This is a genomic window from Agrobacterium tumefaciens, assembly GCA_025560025.1.
GTDB lineage: Bacteria > Pseudomonadota > Alphaproteobacteria > Rhizobiales > Rhizobiaceae > Agrobacterium.
Window position 1 is genome coordinate 2,059,866 of sequence record CP048485.1, and the last position, 23,809, is coordinate 2,083,674.

Annotated in this window: 24 protein-coding genes; 14 read left to right on the forward strand and 10 right to left on the reverse strand. The window is 60.8% G+C overall.

Annotated elements, in window-relative coordinates; all coding sequences use genetic code 11:
• Positions 1-21 precede the first annotated feature (21 nt).
• Entirely contained in the window at positions 22-1,644 is a 1,623-nt protein-coding gene (locus tag FY152_10110; GenBank protein UXS32423.1) for a GumC family protein, read from the reverse strand.
• Between the two features lie 257 nt (positions 1,645-1,901).
• Here FY152_10110 and FY152_10115 point away from each other — a divergent pair, with 257 nt between their 5' ends.
• The 3 genes from FY152_10115 (at position 1,902) to FY152_10125 (ending at position 4,453) form a co-directional block, all read left to right on the forward strand.
• Positions 1,902-3,317, forward strand: coding sequence for a phosphomannomutase (locus FY152_10115; protein UXS32424.1), 1,416 nt, complete (start codon positions 1,902-1,904; stop codon positions 3,315-3,317).
• Between the two features lie 342 nt (positions 3,318-3,659).
• Positions 3,660-4,061 carry a globin gene (locus tag FY152_10120; protein UXS32425.1) on the forward strand — a complete coding sequence of 134 codons (402 nt, stop codon included), beginning with the start codon at positions 3,660-3,662 and terminating at the stop codon, positions 4,059-4,061.
• Complete coding sequence (locus FY152_10125) at positions 4,058-4,453, forward strand: DUF423 domain-containing protein (protein ID UXS32426.1); 396 nt, start codon at positions 4,058-4,060, stop codon at positions 4,451-4,453. The genes FY152_10120 and FY152_10125 overlap by 4 nt, the downstream gene beginning before the upstream one ends.
• Positions 4,454-4,456: 3 nt before the next feature.
• Here the strand turns inward: FY152_10125 and FY152_10130 are convergent, their stop codons facing one another.
• From FY152_10130 to FY152_10140, 3 genes are all read right to left on the reverse strand, one after another.
• Positions 4,457-4,750: a hypothetical protein gene (locus FY152_10130; protein ID UXS32427.1), complete on the reverse strand. Its 294-nt coding sequence runs from the start codon at positions 4,748-4,750 to the stop codon at positions 4,457-4,459.
• Positions 4,731-5,156 carry a DUF2325 domain-containing protein gene (locus tag FY152_10135; protein ID UXS32428.1) on the reverse strand — a complete coding sequence of 142 codons (426 nt, stop codon included), beginning with the start codon at positions 5,154-5,156 and terminating at the stop codon, positions 4,731-4,733. Before FY152_10135 ends, FY152_10130 begins: the two co-directional genes overlap by 20 nt.
• Before the next feature lie 151 nt (positions 5,157-5,307).
• The gene (locus tag FY152_10140) at positions 5,308-5,949 is read right to left on the reverse strand and encodes a TetR/AcrR family transcriptional regulator (GenBank protein UXS32429.1); all 642 of its coding nucleotides are present in this window, start codon (positions 5,947-5,949) and stop codon (positions 5,308-5,310) included.
• Here FY152_10140 and FY152_10145 point away from each other — a divergent pair.
• From FY152_10145 to FY152_10195, 11 genes are all read left to right on the forward strand, one after another.
• The gene (locus FY152_10145) at positions 5,942-6,223 is read left to right on the forward strand and encodes a hypothetical protein (GenBank protein UXS32430.1); all 282 of its coding nucleotides are present in this window, start codon (positions 5,942-5,944) and stop codon (positions 6,221-6,223) included. The genes FY152_10140 and FY152_10145 overlap by 8 nt on opposite strands.
• Positions 6,210-7,457: a Zn-dependent hydrolase gene (locus FY152_10150; protein ID UXS32431.1), complete on the forward strand. Its 1,248-nt coding sequence runs from the start codon at positions 6,210-6,212 to the stop codon at positions 7,455-7,457. The genes FY152_10145 and FY152_10150 overlap by 14 nt, the downstream gene beginning before the upstream one ends.
• Positions 7,454-8,911: a dihydropyrimidinase gene (gene hydA / locus FY152_10155; GenBank protein ID UXS32432.1), complete on the forward strand. Its 1,458-nt coding sequence runs from the start codon at positions 7,454-7,456 to the stop codon at positions 8,909-8,911. The genes FY152_10150 and hydA overlap by 4 nt, the downstream gene beginning before the upstream one ends.
• Positions 8,908-9,351 (forward strand): NUDIX domain-containing protein, encoded by a 444-nt coding sequence (locus FY152_10160; GenBank protein ID UXS32433.1) that lies wholly within the window; start codon positions 8,908-8,910, stop codon positions 9,349-9,351. Before hydA ends, FY152_10160 begins: the two co-directional genes overlap by 4 nt.
• Positions 9,348-10,142: an ABC transporter ATP-binding protein gene (locus tag FY152_10165; protein UXS32434.1), complete on the forward strand. Its 795-nt coding sequence runs from the start codon at positions 9,348-9,350 to the stop codon at positions 10,140-10,142. Before FY152_10160 ends, FY152_10165 begins: the two co-directional genes overlap by 4 nt.
• A gap of 210 nt (positions 10,143-10,352) precedes the next feature.
• Complete coding sequence (locus tag FY152_10170) at positions 10,353-11,228, forward strand: ABC transporter permease (GenBank protein UXS32435.1); 876 nt, start codon at positions 10,353-10,355, stop codon at positions 11,226-11,228.
• Positions 11,225-12,097 carry an ABC transporter permease gene (locus tag FY152_10175; protein ID UXS32436.1) on the forward strand — a complete coding sequence of 291 codons (873 nt, stop codon included), beginning with the start codon at positions 11,225-11,227 and terminating at the stop codon, positions 12,095-12,097. The genes FY152_10170 and FY152_10175 overlap by 4 nt, the downstream gene beginning before the upstream one ends.
• 20 nt (positions 12,098-12,117) lie before the next feature.
• Positions 12,118-13,110, forward strand: a complete 993-nt coding sequence (locus tag FY152_10180) for an ABC transporter substrate-binding protein (GenBank protein ID UXS32437.1) — start codon at positions 12,118-12,120, stop codon at positions 13,108-13,110.
• Between the two features lie 365 nt (positions 13,111-13,475).
• Positions 13,476-14,669 (forward strand): efflux RND transporter periplasmic adaptor subunit, encoded by a 1,194-nt coding sequence (locus tag FY152_10185; protein ID UXS32438.1) that lies wholly within the window; start codon positions 13,476-13,478, stop codon positions 14,667-14,669.
• 13 nt (positions 14,670-14,682) lie between these two features.
• Positions 14,683-18,003 carry an efflux RND transporter permease subunit gene (locus tag FY152_10190; protein ID UXS32439.1) on the forward strand — a complete coding sequence of 1,107 codons (3,321 nt, stop codon included), beginning with the start codon at positions 14,683-14,685 and terminating at the stop codon, positions 18,001-18,003.
• A 468-nt stretch (positions 18,004-18,471) separates the two neighbouring features.
• Complete coding sequence (locus FY152_10195) at positions 18,472-19,161, forward strand: Crp/Fnr family transcriptional regulator (GenBank protein ID UXS33265.1); 690 nt, start codon at positions 18,472-18,474, stop codon at positions 19,159-19,161.
• Between the two features lie 74 nt (positions 19,162-19,235).
• Here the strand turns inward: FY152_10195 and FY152_10200 are convergent, their stop codons facing one another.
• The 6 genes from FY152_10200 to FY152_10225 form a co-directional block, all read right to left on the reverse strand.
• Positions 19,236-20,060 (reverse strand): MBL fold metallo-hydrolase, encoded by an 825-nt coding sequence (locus tag FY152_10200; protein ID UXS32440.1) that lies wholly within the window; start codon positions 20,058-20,060, stop codon positions 19,236-19,238.
• 3 nt (positions 20,061-20,063) lie between these two features.
• Entirely contained in the window at positions 20,064-20,675 is a 612-nt protein-coding gene (gene ureG, locus FY152_10205) for an urease accessory protein UreG (protein UXS32441.1), read from the reverse strand.
• Between the two features lie 254 nt (positions 20,676-20,929).
• Positions 20,930-21,601 carry an urease accessory protein UreF gene (locus tag FY152_10210; GenBank protein ID UXS32442.1) on the reverse strand — a complete coding sequence of 224 codons (672 nt, stop codon included), beginning with the start codon at positions 21,599-21,601 and terminating at the stop codon, positions 20,930-20,932.
• A gap of 3 nt (positions 21,602-21,604) precedes the next feature.
• On the reverse strand, positions 21,605-22,090 hold the full coding sequence (gene ureE / locus FY152_10215) for an urease accessory protein UreE (GenBank protein UXS32443.1): 486 nt from the start codon (positions 22,088-22,090) through the stop codon (positions 21,605-21,607).
• Positions 22,091-22,444: 354 nt separating this feature from the next.
• The gene (locus FY152_10220; protein ID UXS32444.1) at positions 22,445-22,981 is read right to left on the reverse strand and encodes a peroxiredoxin; all 537 of its coding nucleotides are present in this window, start codon (positions 22,979-22,981) and stop codon (positions 22,445-22,447) included.
• 152 nt (positions 22,982-23,133) lie between these two features.
• The gene (locus FY152_10225; GenBank protein ID UXS32445.1) at positions 23,134-23,805 is read right to left on the reverse strand and encodes a TIGR02117 family protein; all 672 of its coding nucleotides are present in this window, start codon (positions 23,803-23,805) and stop codon (positions 23,134-23,136) included.
• Between the last annotated feature and the right edge of the window lie 4 nt (positions 23,806-23,809).

Here is a 23,809-nt window from a genome sequence, read left to right on the forward strand (position 1 = left end):
ACCCGGCCGCTCCCACTGGAGCTAGCGCGCCGCGATGTCCGCATGATCCTTGCGGCGCAGATAACCCAGAAGCCCGAGCGCTATGGCAATGCCAAGACCGAGGAACAGACCGCCCACGCCGCCGGCGATCAGGAAGATCAGCTTGCCCGGCGGCCAGCTTCTGGAATTGGGGGCCACCGGCTGCGAAATCACCCGCACATTGGTGGCATCGATCGTCTGCTGCTCGGCGATCTGCCGCGAGCGGTTGAGATAGGTCTCGTAGATCGCCGCGGCCGAATTGGCGTCGCGTTCCAGATCGCGCAGCCGCACCTGCGCCTCGTTGTCGGTAAAGACATTGGCGCGCTCCGCCACGGCTTTCAGCCTGAGAGCGTCGAGCGAGGAACGGGCCTCGGCGACATTGGTCTTGGCCGCCTGCAAAATGCGCCGCGCCTCGTCCGCCATGCCGCGCTCCAGCATGTCGCGTTCCGCCCCCGCCGTCGCCAGACGGGGATGGCGCGCGCCATAGGTCAGCGTCATCGCGCCGATCTGCTGCTGCAGGGTGCTGTATTGTGCGCGGATGGTGTTCATGGTCTGGCTGTCGAAGATGGCGTCGCTCTGCGTGCGGTTCTGCGCAATCGCCGCCTCCATCTGCTTGAGGCGTGACTCCTCCTGAATGACACGCTGCTGCGCCGCCAGCACCTGCGCATTCAACTCACCGGATGCAAGATTGCTGACCAGCTGGCCGTTATTTTCCTGCAGGCCGTTTTCGCGGCGGAAATCCGCGACGCGCTTTTCGGCCACAGTCACGTTCTCACGCATTTCCTCCAGCCTGGTCCTCAGATCATCGACGATGCGCTGGCTGCTGTCGGACGTCGTCTGGAACAGCTCGCTTTCGAAAGCCTTGACGATGGCTTTCGAGACCATGACGGACTTTTCCGCGTCATTGGTCCAGACCGAAAGCGTCACCACGAAGGAACGTGGATCGCGTTCCGCCGCCACCCGGTCTCCGAGCGAACGAAGCGCGCCGACCCTGTTGTCGCCATCCTCCGGTTTCGATGAAAAAATCGCCTTCAACCGCGCAAGCGGCGGCGGCTTGATGAATTCGGCATCCTGGTCAAGCTTCAGCTCATCCACCACCCGCGCCAGCACATTGCGCGAGGTAATGGTGCGCAGCTTGCTCTCCACCTCGAGAATCTGGGTGTCGCGTTGCTGGTTCGGGGAGAACACCCCGTCGCTGACGACGTTGAGGTTGGAGGGGTTGACGACGATATCCGTATAGGCCGTGTAGCGCGGCGGTGTCATATAGGCATAGGAAAGTGACGCGGCGACGCAGAGAATGATCGCAAGCACGATCCACACAATGCCGTTTCGCAGCCAGATGAGCACATCGTCCAGGCCGATCCTGTCGATATATTTCAGACCTGGCAGCGCATTCGCCAGACTGGCGCTCGGCGAGCTCGCCTTGACGGATTGCGCGGCCGGAGCTGGTTCGGCAATGGCGGCCGCCGGCTTCGGCTCGAGATGCTCTTTCAGCACCGTGCGTTCGAAAACCTCGTCCTCATCCGCCAGATCGTCCAGCAGGGAACCATGGGGTCTGGCGGCGGCCGCCGCTTTTTCATCCAGCGGACGTGCCTGCTTATGTCCCGCCTTTTGAAGCCTGTACATCAGCCAATCCAACTCGAACGAACCACAAAAAGGCCGGCAACGGATTGTTTTCACCATCGCCAAGGCCGCTATCAACGGGCAAGTTTAAATATGACGGGTGAATTTTAGGTTACCCGCCTCATGCCCGCCATCATTGCCTATTCGCGACTACCATGAAAGAGACGATTGACTTGAATGGATCGATACGGTTCTTTCAGGCGTTATATTTTTACATTATCCATTTGAACCTCAAAGATTTTATCGAAACGGAGTTTGGCATGAGCCTGAAATTTGGAACGAGTGGCCTTCGCGGCCTCTCTGTCGATCTGAAAGGAAAAGCCTCTGCCGTCTATGCCACGGCATTTGCAAGACACCTTCTTGCGTCGGGCCAGGCAAAGGCGGGAGACCCCATTCTTGTGGCCCGCGATTTTCGCGATTCGAGCCCGGATGTGTCCGCAACCTGCATCGCCGCGCTGAAAAAGGCCGGCCTGACGCCGCTTGATTGCGGCAAGGTACCGACCCCAGCGCTGGCGCTTTACGGGCTTTCCCTCAAGGCCGGAGCCCTGATGATCACCGGCTCGCATATTCCGGCCGACCGCAACGGCATCAAGTTCTATCGTCCCGACGGCGAAATCGACAAACGGGATGAAACGGCGATTGCCGCACTCGCAGCAAAGGTCGAGGCTGAAGGCATCAGTGACGAGACGGAAACGGCAGAGGATCACTCCGCAATCGCCGCCGAACTTTTCTACGAGCGCAATATCGCGTTGCTGCCGGAAAAGGCGCTGTCGGGCCTGAAGATCGGCGTTTACCAGCACAGCACGGTGGCGCGGGATCTCTTCGTCGACGTTCTCGCCCATTATGGCGCAGATGTCGTGCCGCTCGGCCGCTCCGAGACCTTCATTCCCGTCGATACCGAGGCGGTCTCACCGGAAACGCTGGCGCTTCTCAAAGAATGGGCGCCGCAACACGGTCTGGACGCCATCGTTTCCGCCGACGGCGACGGCGACCGTCCCCTGCTCGCCGATGAAAACGGCGTGCCGCTGCGCGGCGACCTGATCGGGCTTATCACGGCCAATTTTCTCGATGCGGGCGTGGTCGTGACCCCCGTCACCTCCAATTCCGGTATTGAAGCAAGCGGTTCGTTCGAAGTTGTCCGCACCAAGGTCGGCTCACCTTTCGTGATCGCCGGCATGGGTGAAGCGCTTGCCGAGGGAAAGAACGGCGTCATGGGCTTCGAGGCCAATGGCGGCCTGTTGACCGCCTCCGCCTTCACCCTCAACGGCAGGCCGCTTTCGCCGCTGCCGACGCGTGACAGCTTCCTGCCTGTCCTTGCCGTGTTGCTTCTGTCCGCCGAACAGAAAAAACCTTTGTCGCAAATCGCAGCCGCTTACAGGCTGCCGGTTGCCGCCGCCGACCGTCTGGAGAACTTCGCGCAGGAAAAGAGCGCCGCCCTAATGGCGCATCTGCGCGCCTCCCGCAGCAATCTCGAAACCTTCCTCGCCCCGGTCGGCGCGGTGAAGGCGCTCAGCGACATAGACGGCCTGCGTGTGGCGCTGACCGACGGCAGCACCATCCATTTCCGCCCCTCCGGCAACGCTCCCGAAATGCGCTGTTATGTCGAGGCCGCCAATCAGGATGAGGCCGAAACGCTTCTGAACAAGGGGCTCGATCTCATCCGTAATTTTGGGTGAGTGGCTGGCGCATGTGGGATGATATAAGCTGAACGCATGCCATTTCCCATGCGATCCGTAACTTCACATTGAAGCGTCACTGGTTGTCTGAAGCTCTCCTCCGTCATCCTCGGGCTTGACCCGAGGATCCACAACCCGCGCTATGGATCCTCGGGTCAAGCCCGAGGATGACGTCGAGTTTGAAAGCACTCGTCAGCAATCCGAATCGTGTCGGCATTCCAACTTTGAGACAAAAGCCGAGGCGTCGTCGCACAGTGTCGCAAATGTCGCACCCCGCCCGTGCCCTGTTGCTCTTACCGCTCCATGGAGCGATAAGGACCGGAGGGCCACAAGAGGCGGATTATGAGCGGCGAGACCATTACCCTTTATGAAGCGATTGGTGGCGATGCGACCGTCAGGGCGCTGACCCGGCGTTTCTATGAATTGATGGATACGTTGCCCGAAGCGGCGCGCTGCCGCGCCATCCATCCGGCCGATCTTTCCGGCAGCGAGGCGAAGTTTTACGATTATCTGACGGGATATCTTGGCGGACCGCCGGTTTATGTCGAGAAACACGGCCATCCGATGCTCCGCCGCCGCCATTTCGTCGCCCCTATCGGCCCCGCCGAGCGGGATGAATGGCTGCTCTGCTTCCGCCGCGCCATGGACGAGACCATCGAAAACCCGAAGCTGCGCGAGATCATCTGGACGCCGGTCGAGCGGCTAGCCTTTCACATGCAGAACCAGGAGGCGGACAGCCAATGACCATGCAGAGCGCGACCATCGCAAGCCTGCCCCGCGAAAGATTGCGGGCCTTTATTCTGTTGCTGGGCGGCCTCACGGGCGCGGCCGGCGTGATGCTCGCAGCAGCCGCCACCCATACCGGCGAAACCTATATGCTCGGCAATGCTTCGGCCATGGCGCTGGCGCATGCGCCGGTGCTTGTGGCGCTTCATATCGGCGCGGATCGCATCAGAACCGCCATTCCCGCAGGCCTGATCCTCGGCCTCGGCACGGCGGTTTTTGTCGGCGATCTCGTCACCCGCCATTTTTCCGGTCACAGCCTGTTTCCCTACGCAGCACCCACGGGTGGCCTCGGCATGATTGCCGGATGGCTGGTGCTTTGCGCGGGAGCATTTCTAAAGCCGAAGGGCTAAGTTTTAGCCCTTACGCCGCGTCCAGCGAAACGACAGGATATTGCGGCCCTCTTCGGCTGCCGCGCCGATTTCGAAGGATGGTGTTTCACCGGGCTGACGGGTGCGCAGATAGGGAAAGGTCACGACATTGCCGCCGCTTCCGGCAAGGCGGTTGCGTCTTTCGCGTTCACCGATGAATTCATAGATGTCCGGCAAAGCCGGATCGGCGGCCTGTTCGGCCATCTTGTGCAGTTCCACACGGCAGGCTTCCGCCGCCGCTGGCACTCCATCCTTAAAATTATTGCGCTCGTCGCTCATCGTTCGAGGTCCGTTCATTCATGGTCTGCAGCGCCCGCTCCAGACTGGATTTGCTGCCGTTGCGCAGCGGAATGAACGTCTTGCCGAATTTCTTGCAACCGGACTTCACCCGCAGACACGCATCGTGGCTGATACAGTCGATCGGGCAGAAAACGCAGTCGACGGAGGGAAGCACGGTATCGATGCGCGAGACGGCCTCACGCAGGCCGCCATCGTGATGAATGAGCTCCGCGCCGAAATTGCTGGCGATCTGGCGAAGATGCGCAACCTGACAGTCACGGCCGCCGACATAAAGAAAGCTTTTCGGACCGGAAAGCTGCTGTTCGGCCACATCCCGCTCAGTCTGGGGAGCGCCCTTGCCCTGCTTGCCGCCGCGTTCGGCCTTCTTCTTTTCCTTGCGTGCCATTCCCTCACCTGCCGGTTGATTTTTCAATGCCCCGAGGTTGGGGATGCCGGCACCATAATAAAGATGAGTTTTGGAGTAAAGTATAAAGATGATAATTTTCCTCATGTTTTGACATAAAGAATCGATCACATATTCGCGAGAACGGTCCCGTTCAGCCGTTTATCCGCAATCCGCCCATGAAAAGCTGCTCCAAATGCCGGGCCGCATCCTCAAAACGCCCTTCACCGCCATTCTTCTCACCCAGCACCGCCCGCACCTGCACATCGAAATCCGCATAATGCTGCGTGGTTGACCAGATCGAGAAAATCAGGTGATAGGGATCGCATTTGGCCATCCGCCCCGCCTTCACCCAGGCGCGGATGACCTCGGCCTTTTCATCCACCAGTTGTTTCAGCGGCCCCTTCAGCTCGTCCTCGATATGCGGCGCGCCCTGCAGGATTTCATTGGCGAACAGGCGGCTTTCGCGCGGGAAATCGCGCGACATTTCCAGCTTGCGACGAATATAGGAGCGGATCTCGCTTTCGGGATTGCCCTTGGCATCGAAGGCGCGCAGCGGGTCAAGCCATGTGTCCAGCACCCGCTCGATCAGCGCGCGATGCATCGCCTCCTTGGTACGGAAATAATAAAGCACATTCGGCTTCGACATGCCGGCCGCCTCGGCAATCTGGTCGATGGTGGAGCCGCGAAAGCCGTTGATGGAGAATACACTGAGCGCAGCCTCGAGAATCGCCTCCTGCTTTTCTTCCTGAATGCGGGTCCGCTTCTGTGTTTTTGCTGCTCGCGGTATGGCCATTCTCAGCTCTCTGTTTCTTTTCGATGCAATTGCCGTTACAGTATGCTTAAAAAATAATCGCCGCGTACAGTTTAGGCAAAATTTGTGCGATTCGTCACGAAAATCCCTTGCTGACGCCATGGCGAATTTGCAATGTTTACCAGCCGGTCAATTTATCCCCCATCGCCATCACAAGGCAATGGCTGTTATCTTAACCGGCAAAAAAGGGAACGGCACAAGCTTTGCTTCGATAAAAACAAAACAGGTGAGGACGACACTTCATGGCGGCGGGTAAGAACTTGACGGTCAATGGCGACCGTCTGTGGGACAGTCTGATGGATATGGCGAAGATCGGCCCCGGCATTGCCGGCGGCAATAATCGCCGCACGCTGACGGATGAGGATGCGGAAGGCCGCAGCCTGTTCCAGCGCTGGTGTGAAGCGGCCGGGCTGACGATGGGCGTCGACCGCATGGGCACCATGTTCGCCACCCGCCCAGGCGAGGACCCGGACGCGCTTCCCGTTTATATCGGCAGCCACCTCGACACCCAGCCGACCGGCGGCAAATTCGATGGCGTGCTCGGCGTGCTGGCCGGACTGGAAGTGGTGCGCAGCCTGAACGACCTCAATATCAAGACCAAACACCCGATCACCGTCACCAACTGGTCAAACGAGGAAGGCGCGCGCTTTGCCCCGGCCATGCTGGCCTCCGGCGTCTTCGCCGGCATTCACGATCTCGATTATGCCTATAGCCGCACTGATACCGACGGCAAGACCTATGGCGAAGAGCTGAAGCGCATCGGCTGGCTGGGCGAGGAAGAGGTGGGCGCGCGCAAAATGCACGCCTATTTCGAATATCACATCGAACAGGGGCCGATCCTGGAAGCGGAAGGCAAACAGATCGGCGTCGTCACCCATTGCCAGGGCCTGTGGTGGCTGGAAGTGACGCTAACCGGCAAGGAAGCCCATACCGGCTCCACCCCGATGGCCATGCGCGTCAATGCCGGCCTTGCCGCCGCCCGCATTCTCGAAAAGGTGCAGGAGGTGGCCATGGCCCACCAGCCGGGCGCCGTTGCCGGCGTCGGCCAGATGATCTTCACACCCAATTCCCGCAACGTGCTGCCCGGCAAGGTGGTCTTCACCATCGACCTCAGAACCCCCTCACAGGCGAAACTCGACAGCATGCGCGCCATCTTCGAACGCGAGGTGCCACAGATTGCCGAAGAACTCGGCGTCGGCTGCTCGATCGAGGCCATCGGCCATTTCGATCCTGTCACCTTCGACCCCGTTCTGGTCGGCCGCGTGCGCTCTGCCGCCGAAAAACTCGGCTACAGCCACATGGACATCATCTCCGGCGCCGGCCACGATGCCTGCTGGACGGCAAGGGTCGCCCCCTCCACCATGATCTTCTGCCCCTGCGTGGACGGGCTTTCCCACAACGAAGCCGAGGAAATTTCGCCGGAATGGGCCGCCGCCGGCTGCGATGTGCTGCTGCATGCGGTGCTTGAGACTGCGGAGATCGTGGAATGACCGCCACCATCATCAAGAACGGCACCATCGTCACCGCCGACCTCACCTATAAGGCCGATGTGAAGATCGAAGGCGGCAGGATCACTGAGATCGGCCCCGATCTGACGGGCGGCACGGTACTCGATGCCACCGGATGTTATGTCATGCCCGGCGGCATCGATCCGCATGTGCATCTGGAAATGCCCTTCATGGGCACCTATTCCGCCGATGACTTCGAGAGCGGCACGCGCGCGGCGCTTGCCGGCGGCACCACCATGGTGGTGGATTTCTGCCTGCCGGAGCCCGGCCAGTCGCTTCTTGATGCCCTGCAGCGATGGGACAACAAGGCGACGCGCGCCAATTGCGATTATTCCTTCCACATGGCCGTCACCTGGTGGGGCGAGCAGGTCTTCAACGAGATGAAGACGGTGGTTCGGGAAAAGGGCATCAACTCCTTCAAGCACTTCATGGCCTATAAGGGCGCCTTGATGGTGAATGACGACGAGATGTTCGCCTCCTTCTCGCGCTGCGCCGAACTGGGCGCCATTCCCTTCGTGCATGCGGAAAACGGCGATATCGTCGCGCAGATGCAGGAAAAACTGATGGCGGAAGGCAATGTCGGGCCGGAGGCGCATGCCTATTCGCGCCCGCCCTCGGTGGAAGGCGAGGCCACCAACCGCGCCATCATCATCGCCGATATGGCGGGTGCGCCGCTTTACGTCGTCCACACCTCCTGCGAACAGGCGCATGAAGCGATCCGCCGCGCCCGGCAAAACGGCATGCGGGTCTATGGCGAACCGCTGATCCAGCACCTGATCCTCGATGAAAGCGAATATGCCAATGCCGATTGGGATCACGCCGCCCGCCGGGTGATGTCGCCGCCCTTCCGCAACCGGCAGCATCAGGATAGCCTCTGGGCAGGCCTCGCCTCCGGCTCGCTGCAATGCGTGGCGACCGACCATTGCGCCTTCACCACCGAGCAGAAACGTTTCGGCCTTGGCGATTTCCGCAGGATTCCGAACGGCACCGGCGGGCTGGAAGATCGCATGCCGCTGCTCTGGACCCATGGCGTGGCGACCGGCCGCCTGACGATGAACGAATTCGTCGCCGTCACCTCCACCAACATCGCCAAGATCCTCAACATCTATCCCAGAAAGGGCGCGATCCTCGTCGGCAGCGATGCCGATATCGTCGTCTGGGATCCGGCGCTGGAAAAGACCATCAGCGCGGCGAGCCAGCAATCGGCCATCGATTACAACGTGTTCGAAGGCCAGAAGGTCAAAGGCCTGCCGCGCTACACCCTGTCGCGCGGTCTCGTCAGCATCGAGGAGGCAACCATCGAAACGCAGCCGGGTCACGGCCAGTTCATCGCCCGCGATCCCTATCCGGCCGTCAGCCGGGCGCTTTCCACCTGGAAGGAACTCGTCGCGCCGCGCAAGGTGGAGCGCAGCGGCATCCCGGCATCGGGTGTATGACCGTGAGCGCCGGGCCGAAACGCGAAATCGTCATCGCCGCAGCCGTTCTTCTCAATGAGCGACGGCAGATGCTGGTCGTGCGCAAGCGCGGCACCACACAATTCATGCAGCCGGGCGGCAAGATCGATCCGGGCGAAACGCCGGAACAGGCGCTTCACCGCGAACTTGCCGAGGAAATCGGCCTGACGCTGCCCGAAAATGCCGCCCGTTATGAAGGCGTCTTTCGCGAGGAGGCCGCCAATGAGACGGGGGCCGACGTCGTCGCCCATACATTCATCGCCAGACTTCAGACAGAGGTCGCCCCGCAGGCGGAAATAGAGGAAGTGCGCTGGCTCGATCTCGACCGCCACCCCGGCGTAACGATCGCAAGGCTTACGGAAACCCAAATGCTGCCGCTGGCGCGCGCGGCCCTGACGGAAAGCGAAACCAAGCCCAGATGAACCAGGCCTCCCCCTATTCCGTCGTTTCCGCCAGAAATCTCGGCCTCACCTTCGAAACGGGTGATGGCCCGGTGCACGCACTCTCCAATGTCGACCTAGAGGTCGGCAAGGGCGATTTCGTCTCCTTCATCGGCCCTTCCGGCTGCGGCAAGACCACCTTTCTGCGGGTCATCGCCGATCTGGAAAAACACACGTCCGGCGACATCACCGTCAACGGCACGACGCCGGAAAACGCCCGCCGGGACCGCTCTTACGGTTACGTTTTCCAGGCCGCCGCCCTTTATCCCTGGCGCAGCATCGAAAAGAACATCGCCCTGCCGCTCGAAATCATGGGCTATACCAAGGCCGAGCAGCGCGAGCGCATCGAGCGCACGCTCGATCTCGTCAACCTCAATGGGTTCGGCAAGAAATATCCATGGCAGCTTTCCGGCGGCATGCAGCAGCGCGCCTCCATCGCCCGCGCACTCGCCTTCGATGCCGACCTGCTGTTGATGGACGAACCCTTCGGCGCGCTGGACGAGATCGTTCGCGATCACCTCAACGAACAGCTGCTGAAACTCTGGGATACGACCGGCAAGACCATCTGCTTCGTCACCCATTCCATTCCCGAAGCGGTCTATCTCTCGACCAAGATCGTCGTCATGTCGCCGCGGCCGGGCCGGGTGACGGATGTGATCACATCCACCCTTCCACGGGAAAGGCCGCTCGAGATTCGCGAGACACCGGAATTTCTGGCGATTGCGCATCGGGTACGTGAGGGGCTGAAGGCGGGGCATAGCTATGAGGGGTGAGGTCATCGCAAGCTTCACCCCCCTCTGCCCTGCCGGGCATCTCCCCCTCAAGGGGGGAGATCGGCAGGAGGCCCTAACATCGCTCCATTCGCAAACGTTGAGATGGGCGAGACCCAACCACGAGTCGATCTCCCCCCTTGAGGGGGAGATGTCCGGCAGGACAGAGGGGGGTAAGCCGCACCCTCGGAGTGAGCGGCGGAGCGAAAACCCATGACCCTCCTCCGCCACCGCATCCTCCCCATCCTCACCGTCCTCCTCGCCATCCTCATCCTCTGGCACCTCGCGGTCGTCTACCTCAACATGCCCTTCGCCCGCGATCAGGCCACCCGCGCCGGTCAAACGCCGGGCTTCTTCGAACTCCTGCCGCAAACCTTCGCGCAGGAGCGGCCGGTTCTCCCCGCCCCGCACCAGATTGCCGCCGAACTGTGGGACACCACGGTCAACAAGGCCATCACCTCCAAGCGCAGCCTCATCTATCACGCCGGCGTCACGCTCTCGGCCACCCTGCTCGGTTTCGCCATCGGTGCTGCGCTCGGCATCCTGCTTGCCGTCGCCATCGTGCATAACCGCGCCATGGACCGCTCCGTCATGCCGTGGATCATCGCCAGCCAGACGATCCCGATCCTCGCCGTCGCACCGATGATCATCGTCGTCCTGAACTCCATCGGCATTTCCGGGCTGCTGCCGAAGGCGCTGATCTCCACCTATCTTTCCTTCTTCCCCATTGTCGTCGGCATGGTGAAGGGTCTCAGAAGCCCGGAGACGATCCAGCTGGACCTGATGCACACCTATAATGCCTCACCCGGCCAGATATTCTGGAAGCTGCGCTGGCCTTCGGCTCTGCCCTATCTCTTCACCTCGCTGAAGATCGCCGTCGCCATCGCATTGGTCGGCGCCATCGTCGGTGAATTGCCGACGGGTGCCGTTGCCGGGCTCGGCGCGCGCCTGCTTTCCGGTTCCTATTACGGCCAGACGGTGCAGATATGGGCGGCGCTGTTCATGGCCGCCGGTGTGGCTGCCCTTCTCGTATCCATCATCGGCATCGCCCATGCCGCCGTCCTCAAGAGAATGGGAGCCCGGCCATGACCCATCCCGGCTGGTTTTTCGGCGCGATCCTGTTCTGGCTTGCCGCCTGGGCCTTCAACGAATGGCTGGTGCGCCGCCACGTCTCCACGCCAGCGGCAAAGCGTATTGGCCGCATCGCCGTGCCTTTTCTCTTCGGACTGGCGATCCTCGCGCTTTGGGAAGGCGTGGTGCGCGGTTTTTCCGTGCCGCCCATCCTGCTGCCGGCCCCAAGCGCCATCCTCGCACGGCTCGCCAGCTCCCTGCCGATCCTCTGGGCGGATTTCCGCCAGACCTTCATCAAATCGGTACTGACGGGTTATGTGCTCGGCTGCGGCCTCGGCTTTGCCGTCGCCATTCTCATCGACCGCTCGCCTTTCCTCCAGCGCGGGCTGCTACCCATCGGCAATTTCGTCTCGGCTCTGCCTGTTGTCGGCATCGCGCCGATCATGGTCATGTGGTTCGGCTTTGACTGGCAGTCGAAAGTCGCCGTCGTCGTCATCATGACCTTCTTCCCCATGCTGGTGAACACGGTGCAGGGGCTTGCCGCTTCCAGCCACATGGAACGCGACCTGATGCGCACCTATGCCGCCGGCTGGTGGCAGACATTGCTGAAACTGCGCCTGCCCGCCGCCTGGCCTTTCATCTTCAACGCGCTGAAGATCAATTCCACGCTGGCGCTGATCGGCGCCATCGTCGCGGAATTCTTCGGCACACCCATCGTCGGCATGGGTTTCCGCATCTCGGCGGAAATGGGCCGCAGCAATGTCGATATGGTCTGGGCCGAAATCGCGGTCGCCGCGCTCGCCGGCTCCGGCTTTTATGGTCTCGTGGCGCTCGCAGAGCGGGCCGTCACTTTCTGGCATCCGTCCGTCCGTGGGGGACGAACGTAATAACGAAAAAGGGAACAGCGATGAAAATGAAACTTGCATCCATGCTTCTTGCCGGCGCGTCACTCCTGACCGCATTCGGAGCGCAGGCCGCCGACAAGATTACCCTTCAACTCAAATGGGTCACCCAGGCGCAGTTCGCCGGATATTACGTCGCCAAGGACAAGGGTTTCTATGAAGCCGAAGGCCTCGATGTCGATATCAAGCCCGGCGGCCCGGACATTGCGCCCGCGCAGGTTCTGGCCGGCGGCGGCGCTGACGTCATCGTCGACTGGATGCCATCCGCACTCGCCACCCGCGAAAAGGGCGTGCCGCTGGTCAATATCGCCCAGCCGTTCAAATCGTCAGGCATGATGCTGACCTGCCTGAAAGAAACCGGCATCACCAAGCCGGAAGATTTCAAGGGCAAGACGCTGGGCGTCTGGTTCTTCGGCAATGAATATCCGTTCCTGTCCTGGATGGCGCATCTGAAAATCCCGACCACCGGCGGCGCCGATGGCGTGACTGTTCTCAAACAGGGCTTCAATGTCGATCCGCTGCTGCAGAAACAGGCCGCCTGCATTTCCACCATGACCTATAATGAATATTGGCAGGTCATCGATGCCGGCATCAAGCCGGAGGAACTCGTCACCTTCAAATACGAGGCGGAAGGCGTGGCGACGCTGGAAGACGGGCTTTACGTTCTGGAAGACAAGCTGAAGGACGCCAAGTTCAAGGAAGACATGGTCAAATTCGTCCGCGCTTCCATGAAGGGCTGGAAATGGGCGGAAGAAAACCCTGATGATGCCGCCGGCATCGTGCTGGAAAACGACGCCTCCGGCGCCCAGACCGAAAAACACCAGAAGCGCATGATGGGCGAAGTGGCAAAACTGACCGCCGGCTCGAAGGGCGCGCTCGACAAGGCGGACTATGACCGTACCGTCAAGACGCTGCTGGGCGGCGGTTCCGATCCGGTCATCACCAAGGAACCCTCCGGCGCCTTCACCACCGAAATTACCGATGCGGCGCTGAAATAGTAAAATCGAACCCGAACGCATGGAACGCGCGGGGCCGTCCGCGCGTTTCTTTTTTTCGCTGGTGACGTATTTGACGAATTACAATATCCCGACCTATACAAAAATGTATATCAAGCATCGCGGCTATGCGGATTGATTTGTACGACAACAACAATTAGAGTCCCGCCCACAAGACTGCCAAATTTGATCTTGTAAGAAAAGCACGACGGCAAAGTGCTGAAGATTCGCGTTGAGGGGCGTTCGAATCGGGAGGATCGAAAAGGAAGTATTGTGATCCCTTGTTTCACATTCGTTTCAGCATGACCTTCTAATATACGCCGAGAGGCTGCAGGACATGCGATCGAATATTGCGCGAGCCAAGACACATGCAGCATAAAGTCACGTTTAACCGCTTTGTATTCCTTCTTCTTTCCGCAACGGCCCTGCCCTTTTCGGCAGCAGCCGAAGGGGAGACGCAGGCACCGGTCAAACAGCAGAACCTCCCCTCGATCATCGTCGCACATGCCGCAAAACGCGATCTTGTGGACCGCATCATCGCCACCGGCACGATCCGCCCCGTGGACGAGATTTACGTCCAGCCGCTGGTTGACGGCCTGTCGATCGACACGCTGAACGCCGATATCGGCGACCGGGTGGAGGCGAATGCCGTTCTGGCCGTGCTGTCCTCCGATAGTCTTGTCCTGCAAAAGAGCCAGCTAGAAGCCAACAAGGCCAAGGCCGAAGCCTCCGTCACCCAGTCCAAGGCGCAGGTGCTGGAAGCGCAGGCCAATCTGGCCGACGCCCTTCGCCAGCGCGACCGCGCCGCAAAGCTCGGCCAGAGCGGTTCGGGTTCCGTCTCCGAGACGGAAAAAACCGAAGCCGCCGCTCAAGTTGCGCAGGCCCGCCTCGATGCGGCCAAGCAGGCCGTTTCCGCCGGCGAAGCCGACATCAAGGTCGTTGACGCGCAGATCGACGACATCGATCTGAAGCTGACGCGGACGGGTGTTAAAACCCCCGTCACCGGCATCGTATCGGCCAAGAACGCCAAGGTTGGCGCCATTGCCAGCGGCGCGGGCAACCCGCTTTTCACCGTCATCAAGGATGGCGCGATCGAACTCGTCGCCGATCTTTCCGAGACGGATATCCTCAAGGTCAAGACCGGTCAGAAAGCCTATTTGACGGTTGCCGGCGGAGCTGAGAAAATAGAGGGCAAGGTGCGCCTCGTTTCACCCACCGTCGATCCGACGACGCGCCTCGGCTCCGTACATGTGGTGCTGCCGGAAAACAGCCCGGCGCGATCAGGCATGTATGCCAGCGCGGAAATAGTCGTCGAGCAGACGAACGCGCTCGCATTGCCGCTATCGGCCGTCACCTCCGGACGCGAAGGCTCGACCACCCGCAAGGTGGAAGGCGACGTCGTCAAGCAGGTGAAGATCGAGACCGGCATAGAGGACGGCGGTTTTATCGAGATTGTCAGCGGGCTTGCCGCTGGTGACAAGGTTGTCGAGAAAGCTGGAGCATTCGTGCGTGATGGCGACCGGATAAGACCGGTTGAAGCCCAGACGGCTGCGTCCAACTGACTGAGGGAATGAGATGAACTTTTCCGCATGGTCAATCCGTAACCCGATTGCGCCGCTGCTTGGCTTCGCGCTTTTGATGGTCCTTGGCATGCAGGCCTTCAACGCCCTGCCAATCACCCGCTTTCCCAATATCGACGTCCCCGTCGTCGCCGTCACCGTGACCCAGAGCGGCGCTTCGCCCTCCGAGCTCGAGATGCAGGTGACGAAGGAGATCGAGGACGCCGTCGCCGCCATCAGTGGCGTCGACGAAATCCAGTCGACCGTCACCGACGGACAATCGCTTACCACCGTCGTCTTCCGCATCGAGAAGCCGACGGAAGAGGCCGTTCAGGACACCAAGGACGCCATCGACAAGATCCGTAGCGATCTGCCCGCCGATATCGAGGTGCCTGTTGTCAGCAAGATCGACGTCGAAGGACAGGCAATCCAGACATTTGCCGTCTCCTCGCCGAACATGACGCTGGAAGAGCTGTCCTGGTTCGTGGATGACACGATCAAGCGCTCGCTCCAGGGCCAGTCCGGCATCGGCAAGGTCGACCGTTACGGCGGCGCGGACCGCGAGGTGCGCGTTTCGCTCAGCCCCGAAAAGCTCGACGCTTACGGCATCACCGCCACCGAGGTGAACAGCCAGCTGCGCGGCACCAACATCGATCTCGGTTCCGGCCGTGGCCAGGTTGGCGGCAACGAGCAGACGATCCGCACGCTCGGCGATACGCGTGACGTGATGCAGCTCGCAAACACCACCATCGCGCTCTCCAACGGCCGCTTCGTGAAGCTCTCCGAGCTTGGCACGGTCAAGGACACCTATGAGGAGCAGAAGTCCTTCTCGCGCTTCAACGGCAACCCCGCCGTCACCTTCGCGGTATTCCGCTCCAAGGGTGCAAGCGAGGTTTCGGTGGCCGAAACCGTGGCGGAAAGCCTGGATCAGGTCCGCAAGGATCATCCCGACGTGTCGATAGAAATGGTCGACGACGCCGTCTATTTCACCTATGGCAACTATAAGGCGGCGCTCGATACGCTGATCGAAGGCGCGATCCTCGCCGTCATCGTGGTCCTGCTCTTCCTCAGGAACTGGCGCGCGACCCTGATCGCCGCCGTCGCCCTGCCGCTCTCCGCGATCCCGACCTTCTGGATCATGGACCTGATGGGGTTCTCGCTCAACCTCGTCAGTTTCCTGGCGCTGACGCTCGCCACGGGTATTCTCGTGGATGACGCCATCGTGGAAATCGAGAACATCGCCCGCCATATCAAGATGGGCAAGACGCCCTATCGGGCGGCACTCGAAGCGGCGGATGAAATCGGCCTCGCCGTCATCGCCACCAGCTTCACCATCATCGCCGTCTTTGTGCCTGTCTCGTTCATGCCCGGCATTCCCGGCCAATACTTCATCCAGTTCGGCCTGACGGTCGCCTTCTCGGTGTTCTTCTCGCTGGCGGTGGCCCGCCTCATCACACCGCTGATGGCGGCCTATCTGATGCGCGCCGAAGACGCGATGGACGACCACGCCGACAATGACGGCTGGCTGATGAAATCCTATACACGCATGGTTTCCGCCACCACCCGCAAGTGGTGGGCGCGATACCTGACGCTCATCGGCGCCATCGGCTTTCTGGTCGCATCCGTCTATCTTCTGAGCCAGGTGCCGGGCAGCTTCCTGCCGCCGGACGATGCTTCCCGCGTAACGCTTTCGGTGGAACTGCCGCCCAATGCGACGCTGGACGAAACCGACCGCACGACGACCGAAATCTTCCATGCCATCCGCGATATTGACGGTGTGGAAAGTGTCTTCATCCTCGGCGGCGCTTCGCCCAAGGGCGATCTGGAGCTTCGCCGCGCCACGGTCAACGTCATCCTTCAGCATATCGATCACTCGCTGCTGAAGACATTGGTCAACAAGGGTCTCGGCTCCCTTCCGCTCATCGGCCAATATCTGCCGAAAGTGGAAGAAAAGGGCCGCCTCCGTCCGCAATGGGATGTGGAGCGAGATATTTTCGCCAAGGTCCGCACCATCCCGGATGTGCGCATCATCAAGCTGAATGACCGCGCGGAGCGTGAACTGAGCTTCAACTTCCTCTCGTCGAACGAAAAGGATCTGAACGACGCCGTCGGTGTGCTCGAAAGCCGCCTGCGCGCTTCGCCGATCCTTGCCAATGTCAGCTCGGAAGGCGCCCTGCCCCGTCCGGAACTGCAGATCCGCCCGCGTAAGGATGAAATCGCCCGCCTCGGCATTACGCCACAGCAGATTTCGCAGACCGTGCGTGTCGCCACCATCGGCGATATCGACGCGCAGCTGACGAAGATTTCGCTGGATGACCGGCAGATCCCGATCCGCGTGCAGGCATCGCTCGATACCCGCCGCGACCTCGCCACCATCCGCGCGCTGAAGATCAAGACCGCCTCCGGGTCGCTGGTGCCGCTCTATAGCGTCGCCGATATCGACTATTCGGAAGGTCCAAGCTCGATCAAGCGCAACGACCGCAACCGCGTCGTCTCCATCGGCTCCGACGTGCCCTTCGGCACGGCGCTCGATACATCGACGGCCGAGTTCAAGCGCATCGTGGCGGAAACCGATCTGCCGGCAAGCGTTCGCCTTGCCGAAAGCGGCGACGCCAAGGTGCAGGGCGAAATGCAGCAGGGCTTCGTCAACGCCATGCTGCTTGGGCTGATGCTGGTGCTGGTGGTGCTCATCCTGCTGTTCAAGGATGTCATCCAGCCCTTCACCATCCTGTTCTCGCTGCCGCTTGCCATCGGCGGCGTGGCAGTCGCGCTCATCATCACACAGAACGCGCTGTCGATGCCCGTTCTCATCGGCATCCTGATGCTGATGGGCATCGTGACGAAGAACGCCATCCTGCTCGTGGACTTCGCCATCGAAATGCGCCGCCACGGCATGGAACGGGTGCATGCCATGGTCGAGGCCGGCCGCAAGCGCGCCCGCCCGATCATCATGACCTCCATCGCCATGTCGGCGGGCATGTTGCCCTCCGCGCTCGGCGTCGGCGAAGGCGGTTCGTTCCGCGCGCCGATGGCGATTGCGGTGATCGGCGGCATCATCGTCTCGACGGTGCTGTCGCTCATCGTGGTGCCCGCCTTCTTCCTGATCATGGACGACTTTTCGCGCCTGCTTGCCCACCTCTTCGGCCGCTTCTTCGGCAAGAAGGAAGAGGAGGAAGAGGCCCTCTCCAACGAGAAACTCTCGGAGATCGCCCGCGAAAACAGCCTGGCGCTCTCCTCGCTCGAGGCCCGGGTCGCCAGCATGGAAAAGGGCACCGGCGACAAGACCGCAGACAAGGGCAGCAACATATTGCGGCTGCCGCCGCTCGCTGCGGAGTGAAGCTTGCAGAATAACGATTGAGACGCCGGGCCCTGTGCCCGGCGTTTTCTTTTGGGGAGTTTAAAGGGCAAAACGTCGCCGCTTGTTTCTTCTCCCCGCCGGGGAGAAGGTGGCCCGAAGGGTCGGATGAGGGGGTTAGCTCTCCGCATATCTCTACCCTCGCCCCCTCATCCCGCTGCCGCGACCTTCTCCCCCTCGGGGAGAAGAAATATGTGGCGCTCACCCGCTCCATATTTTCCCCTGTGCATCGAAGCACGAATAGCCCAGTCATTTCCCCCTTAACGACTGCAAACCCATTTGATCGAAATCAATTCGCTTTTCAGGTGAACTGCTAATCTCCTTCGCATCGGGAGTTGCCGGTCGAAGGATAATGCGATGAGCTCTTTTCAGATAGGCGTGAGGGAAAAGGAACATCCCCGGTTTCGTATCGCTTCGGACAGCCCGGCAAAAGGTTTGAGCGGGAGCCGGATGGACGTGAACAAGACCGTGAAGCTGAGCAACAGGGACAGGAACATTCTGCTGCGCGCCCCCCTGATCGGGATAGCGGATGACGCGGCTGCATTGAAGCTGATGGAGGCGGCCAGCGTCATCAATGTGAACGCCCGCCACGTACTCTTCAAGGAAGGCGAGACGGCGCAATATTTCTACTGCGTTCTATCAGGTTATGTCAGGCTCTACCGGCTGGACCGGCACGGGCGCGAGGCGGATGTGCGTGTCAGCGGCCCGGGCGAAACCTTCAATGAATGCCTGATCTTCGGCAGCGACAGCTATCGTTACAGCGCGCAGGCGGCGGAAAACTGCACCGTGGCGCGTTTCGAACTGACAAGAATCCGCAGCCTGATCGATCAGGAGCCGGCAATCGCCAAGGCCGTCATGCGCTGCCTGTCCAACAGCCTGCTCGGAACCATGGATTGCATCGCCAATGACCGGCTGCAGACAGCGCCGCAGCGTGTCGCCCATTACCTCATCAATCAGGGCCCACGCGACGCGACATCCTTTTCACTGCGGTTGCCGTTTCAGAAAAGCCTGCTCGCCGGCAAGCTCGGCCTTGCGCCGGAAGCCCTCTCGCGCGCCTTCTCGACCTTGAAAAAAGCCGGGGTCACCGTGCGCGGCCGCATCGTCCAGGTCAATGATGTCGCGGCGCTGAAACAGATATGAAGCCAATACCGGGGGAAGGACGAGGACGGGACACCTGCCGGTATCCCGTCCTCGAATTTTCCTGCACCCGGATATCAGATCGGCTGTGGCACGAAGCGAAAACGATCGCCCTCTCGCTCAACACGGAAAAATCCGCCAAGATGGCCGCCGGAAACCAGCCAGTCATTATCGGCAACTTCGCCAAGCGCCTTTAAACGCGTCGAATAGGCAAGTTCGGAATCGATATCATAAACGAAGCCGATACCCGGATCCTGTGCCTGCAACGCGCTCACATGCAGCACATCGCCCCATAATAACAGCCGTTCACCACCCTTGCCGATGAGATAGCCCGTATGTCCGGGCGTGTGGCCCGGCATGGCGATGGCCTCCACATCATCCGCTATCTTTCCCGTCGGGATCGGCCGCAGCATGGCGCCGCAAATATCGAGCAGGCGCGCGGCGAGATCGAACCCGCCCTGCCGGGCGGGCGGCAGGGTCTTTCGTGCCACCTCGCTGGTGAAGAAGCCGAGATCGGCCTCGGGAACCCATATCTCCGCATTGGGAAAATAAGGCCGGTCGCCGTCGATGAGGCCAAGCGCATGGTCGCCGTGAATATGGGTGAGGATAACGCGATTGACAGCCGCCGGCTGAATTCCGGCGGCGATCATCGCCGCGCGAGCATGACCATAGGCTGCACCCCAGGCCGTGCCGCAACCGGCATCGATCAGCCAGATGCCTTCAGGCCCGGACAGCGCAAAGCAGTTGACATCCATATCCACCGTTTCACCCTCATGCCCGGCAAGAGCCGCCGCCAGCGCTTCGGCACCCTGGCGATGGATGAGATGGCCAACCGGCGCCTTGTAGACACCGTCGACAAAACGGGAAACCTCGTAAGCGCCGAAACGGCGGGAGATAGCCATATTTCAGAGACCGCCCTGTTCTTTCAGGAAACCGACGATGCGCTCCACGCCATCGCCCCGTTTCATATCGGTGAACACGAAGGGCATGGCGTTGCGCATGCGCGTCGCATCGCTGTCCATGACGGTGAGGTCAGCGCCGACATAGGGGGCGAGGTCCTTCTTGTTGATGACCAGCAGATCGGAGCGGGTAATGCCCGGCCCGCCCTTGCGCGGAATTTCCTCACCCTGGCAGACGGAAATGACATAGATGGTGATATCGGCAAGATCGGGCGAAAAGGTCGCGGCGAGATTGTCGCCGCCGGATTCGATGAAGACCAAGTCGAGATCGGGAAACCGCGCATTAAGCCCGGCAATCGCCTGTAGATTGATCGTCGCATCCTCGCGAATGGCCGTATGAGGGCAACCACCCGTCTCGACTCCGACGATACGTTCGGACGGCAGCGCCTGCATGCGCACCAGCGCCTCGGCATCTTCCTTGGTGTAGATATCATTGGTGACGACCGCGACCGAATAATCGGCGCTCATCGCCTTGCAGAGCTTTTCCGTCAACGCCGTCTTGCCAGAACCGACCGGCCCACCAATGCCGACGCGCAGCGGCCCATTACCCGATTTCATCACTCTGTTCCCTTCGATATGCTTTGGTCTTGTTTCACCATAGTCCCTCAACGGGACGCTTCAATATATGCAAGGATCGTGCCGCGCGTTTCTTCTCCCCGCCGGGGAGAAGGTGGCCCGAAGGGTCGGATGAGGGGCACCCTCTTCGAATATCGCTACCCTCGCCCCCTCATCCCGCTGCCGCGACCTTCTCCCCGGCGGGGAGAAGAAAAAAGCGGCATACGCTCGTTCAATACGATCGTCATGCAGCGCGATCAGGACCGGAAAAGCCGGGTGCCCTGCGTTTCATGGCGCATGGCTGCCGTGTCGGCGATGATCGTCGCGCTGCCGAGATCGTCGAGCGTGGATTGCATTGCCCGCGCCGCCATCTCCGCGATGATCGCCTCGCTTGCGGCCAGAATGGTAACGCCATCCTTCTGTCCCGCAACCCCGAGGCGGATGCCCGCCGAAACGAGCTGCGAAACCCCGGCATGCAAAAAGGCGGCAATCGTTTCCCTGAGCGGCACCGCATGACCGGCAGCCACCGCGCCGACAGCGATGGGATAGGGAACATCCTTCGGCAACAACGCGAGAACCGCGTGCGGCCAGGCACCGGCGGCGGCAACGAAAGCATCACCAAGAAGCACCGTCTCGCGATAGCGCTCCGCCGAACCGGCCAGCACCCGCGCCAGATCGGCCGTTTCGCTTAAGACAGCGGCGTCCTCACCGTTGCGCCAGGCTTCCGCCAGAAATAGCACGTCGTTCCAGAGACTGCCGTGACGCAGAAGCGTCTCCACCCAGCCGTGAAGCGCGGCGGCATCGCGCACACGCCGGTCTTCCACCGCCTTTTCAAGCCCGCCGGAATAGGAAAAACCACCGACGGGAAAGGCCGGCGACAGCCAGGCCATCAGCCGCAGCAGCGCGGCGACGCCGCGATCTTCACTCACGGCTCAGCCGTGATCGTGATGGTGATGCCCGTGGTCATGACCATGGGAATGGCCGCCATGGGCGTGGTAAGCGCCGCGCGCCGGCTGGAATGGCTCTTCCACCTCACGCACGGTGGCGCCCAGACCTTCCAGCATGGCGCGAATGACATGATCGCGCAGAATGAGAATGCGCTCCTCCTCGATCTGCGCGGAAAGGTGGCGGTTGCCCAGATGCCAGGCAAGCTCGATCAGGTGAAGACGGTCCTTCGCCTTGATTTCGAACAGCTTTTCATCCGCTGCACGGACCTCGATCAGGTCGCCGTTCTCCACCACCAGAAGATCGCCATGGGCAAACAGCACGGCTTCCTTCAGGTCCAGCATCACCATCTCGTCATTTTGCAGATGCAGCAGCTTGCGGCGCAGATGCCGCTGGTCATGCGCCAGGGTAACATAACCGGAAGCTTCGTCGGCGGGGGTTCCGGCCGGATGATAGGAGGTGACGCGCAGCATGGAATGATCCGTTTCAGAAACTGTCTTGGGGGTCTGATTTTTGCCGGATAGGCGGGGTGATTTCAAGGTGAATGAATGCAGGGCATGAAAAAGGTCGGCCTTGCCGGCGTAAAGACTTGAGGCGTCCGGCAACTTCTCCTCCGTCATGCCGGACTGGATCCGGCATCCAGCCACGGCGCGTCTGCGCCGTGAGAGGAGTCTTTCGCGATCAGGGACTTGATCGCGCTGGACCCCGGATCTAGTCAGGGGTGACGGTGTGCGGATGAGACAGCATCGCGAAAGACAATCGCGTCCCAGAAAACGAAAAAAGCCCGGCATTGCCGCCGGGCCTTCGCAAAAATCTTGAAACCAAAATCAGGCCGCAGCGCGTGCCTTCAGGTTTTCGAGAATGTTCTGCGGCGCGGAAACGCCGTAAGGATCGGATTCGCAATTGTCCGAATAACCCTCTTCCTCGAACCACTGCTCCACCAGACCGTCGTTGATGACGGCGGCGTAACGCCAGGAGCGCATGCCGAAGCCGAGATTGTCCTTGGCGACCAGCATGCCCATCTTGCGGGTGAACTCACCCGAACCATCCGGAATGACCTTGACGTTTTCGAGGTTCTGGCCCTTTGCCCAGGCATTCATGACGAAGGCGTCATTGACCGACAGGCAATAAATGTCATCCACGCCGAGCGCGCGGAATTCACCCGCCAGCTTTTCGAAATCGGGCAGCTGGTAGGTCGAGCAGGTCGGCGTGAAGGCGCCGGGCAGCGAGAAGAGAACGACCTTCTTGCCCTTGAAATAATCGTCGGAGGTCATGTCCTGCCAGCGGAACGGGTTGGGGCCGCCAACGGCCTCGTCGCGAACGCGCGTGCGGAAGGTTACGGCGGGCACTTTTTTGCCGAGCATGTCTTTTCTCCTGATCAGGTGTTTTATGCGTATCGCTTGGGATCGATCCGCACGGAATTCTTTTGCCGTTTCCATAACGCAAGATGCGCTGCGGTGCAGCATAAAAATCGGATTGAGGCGTTGAATGTATGAAATGCCGCATCGGCGGAGGATCAATTGTGGAGATCGACCGACCAGCGCAGCAATGGGGGCAAGGGCGTCCACCAGCCGGTGCGAATTCCGGCTTGCCGCAGCATGGCGGCCGACCATGTGTTACAGCCGGCAAACGCATTGAACCAGCCATTCGCCTCAAAAAACGCGTCATTGAGACCATAGGCGACACCGGGGATAAGCTGAACCTTGCCGTCTTTCCTGACAAAGCTCGCCCCGATACCGGCGAGAAGGCGCTGATACCCCGCTTCGGAAATGCGCAGGCGTTTCACCCCGGCCAGATCGGCGGGAAAATCCCCGGTCACATCCACATGCATCACCGACTGATCCAGCGTAAACGAACGCAGGACCGGCATGGGTTTCAGATCGGCCCAGGTAGGCGTCTCGGTATAAAACGACCGGCCGCCCCAGCCGAACACCAGATAGGCCGCCGCCGGATGGTTGACCGCAATACCGTCTTCCTGCAATTCGGCAAATGCCCGCCGCAGATCGTCGTCAACCGGCACGGCGATATCGGTGTGAATCGGGTTGGATAACAGCAGGATTTCGCGGCCCGCCACGCCGCCGCTCACATCCCCTGCGAAAAACGGGCGCGGCACGACAGTGCCGAGCAGAAGCAACAGGAGGATCAGCAGCATGCAGCCGCCGATCCGCCTTGTGAGAAGCCTCAACACGAAA

Coding starts and splice junctions, on each gene's coding strand:
- FY152_10115 (UXS32424.1), top strand. CDS start 1,902: ATGAGCCTGAAATTTGGAACGAGTGGCCTTCGCGGCCTCTCTGTCGAT.
- FY152_10220 (UXS32444.1), bottom strand. CDS start 22,981: ATGCTCGGCAAAAAAGTGCCCGCCGTAACCTTCCGCACGCGCGTTCGC.
- ureE (UXS32443.1), bottom strand. CDS start 22,090: ATGCTGCGCGTCACCTCCTATCATCCGGCCGGAACCCCCGCCGACGAA.
- FY152_10125 (UXS32426.1), top strand. CDS start 4,058: ATGACCATGCAGAGCGCGACCATCGCAAGCCTGCCCCGCGAAAGATTG.
- FY152_10180 (UXS32437.1), top strand. CDS start 12,118: ATGAAAATGAAACTTGCATCCATGCTTCTTGCCGGCGCGTCACTCCTG.
- FY152_10160 (UXS32433.1), top strand. CDS start 8,908: ATGACCGTGAGCGCCGGGCCGAAACGCGAAATCGTCATCGCCGCAGCC.
- ureG (UXS32441.1), bottom strand. CDS start 20,675: ATGAAATCGGGTAATGGGCCGCTGCGCGTCGGCATTGGTGGGCCGGTC.
- FY152_10200 (UXS32440.1), bottom strand. CDS start 20,060: ATGGCTATCTCCCGCCGTTTCGGCGCTTACGAGGTTTCCCGTTTTGTC.
- FY152_10145 (UXS32430.1), top strand. CDS start 5,942: ATGGCCATTCTCAGCTCTCTGTTTCTTTTCGATGCAATTGCCGTTACA.
- hydA (UXS32432.1), top strand. CDS start 7,454: ATGACCGCCACCATCATCAAGAACGGCACCATCGTCACCGCCGACCTC.
- FY152_10140 (UXS32429.1), bottom strand. CDS start 5,949: ATGGCCATACCGCGAGCAGCAAAAACACAGAAGCGGACCCGCATTCAG.
- FY152_10120 (UXS32425.1), top strand. CDS start 3,660: ATGAGCGGCGAGACCATTACCCTTTATGAAGCGATTGGTGGCGATGCG.
- FY152_10165 (UXS32434.1), top strand. CDS start 9,348: ATGAACCAGGCCTCCCCCTATTCCGTCGTTTCCGCCAGAAATCTCGGC.
- FY152_10195 (UXS33265.1), top strand. CDS start 18,472: ATGGACGTGAACAAGACCGTGAAGCTGAGCAACAGGGACAGGAACATT.
- FY152_10110 (UXS32423.1), bottom strand. CDS start 1,644: ATGTACAGGCTTCAAAAGGCGGGACATAAGCAGGCACGTCCGCTGGAT.
- FY152_10185 (UXS32438.1), top strand. CDS start 13,476: ATGCAGCATAAAGTCACGTTTAACCGCTTTGTATTCCTTCTTCTTTCC.
- FY152_10190 (UXS32439.1), top strand. CDS start 14,683: ATGAACTTTTCCGCATGGTCAATCCGTAACCCGATTGCGCCGCTGCTT.
- FY152_10170 (UXS32435.1), top strand. CDS start 10,353: ATGACCCTCCTCCGCCACCGCATCCTCCCCATCCTCACCGTCCTCCTC.
- FY152_10175 (UXS32436.1), top strand. CDS start 11,225: ATGACCCATCCCGGCTGGTTTTTCGGCGCGATCCTGTTCTGGCTTGCC.
- FY152_10130 (UXS32427.1), bottom strand. CDS start 4,750: ATGAGCGACGAGCGCAATAATTTTAAGGATGGAGTGCCAGCGGCGGCG.
- FY152_10135 (UXS32428.1), bottom strand. CDS start 5,156: ATGGCACGCAAGGAAAAGAAGAAGGCCGAACGCGGCGGCAAGCAGGGC.
- FY152_10150 (UXS32431.1), top strand. CDS start 6,210: ATGGCGGCGGGTAAGAACTTGACGGTCAATGGCGACCGTCTGTGGGAC.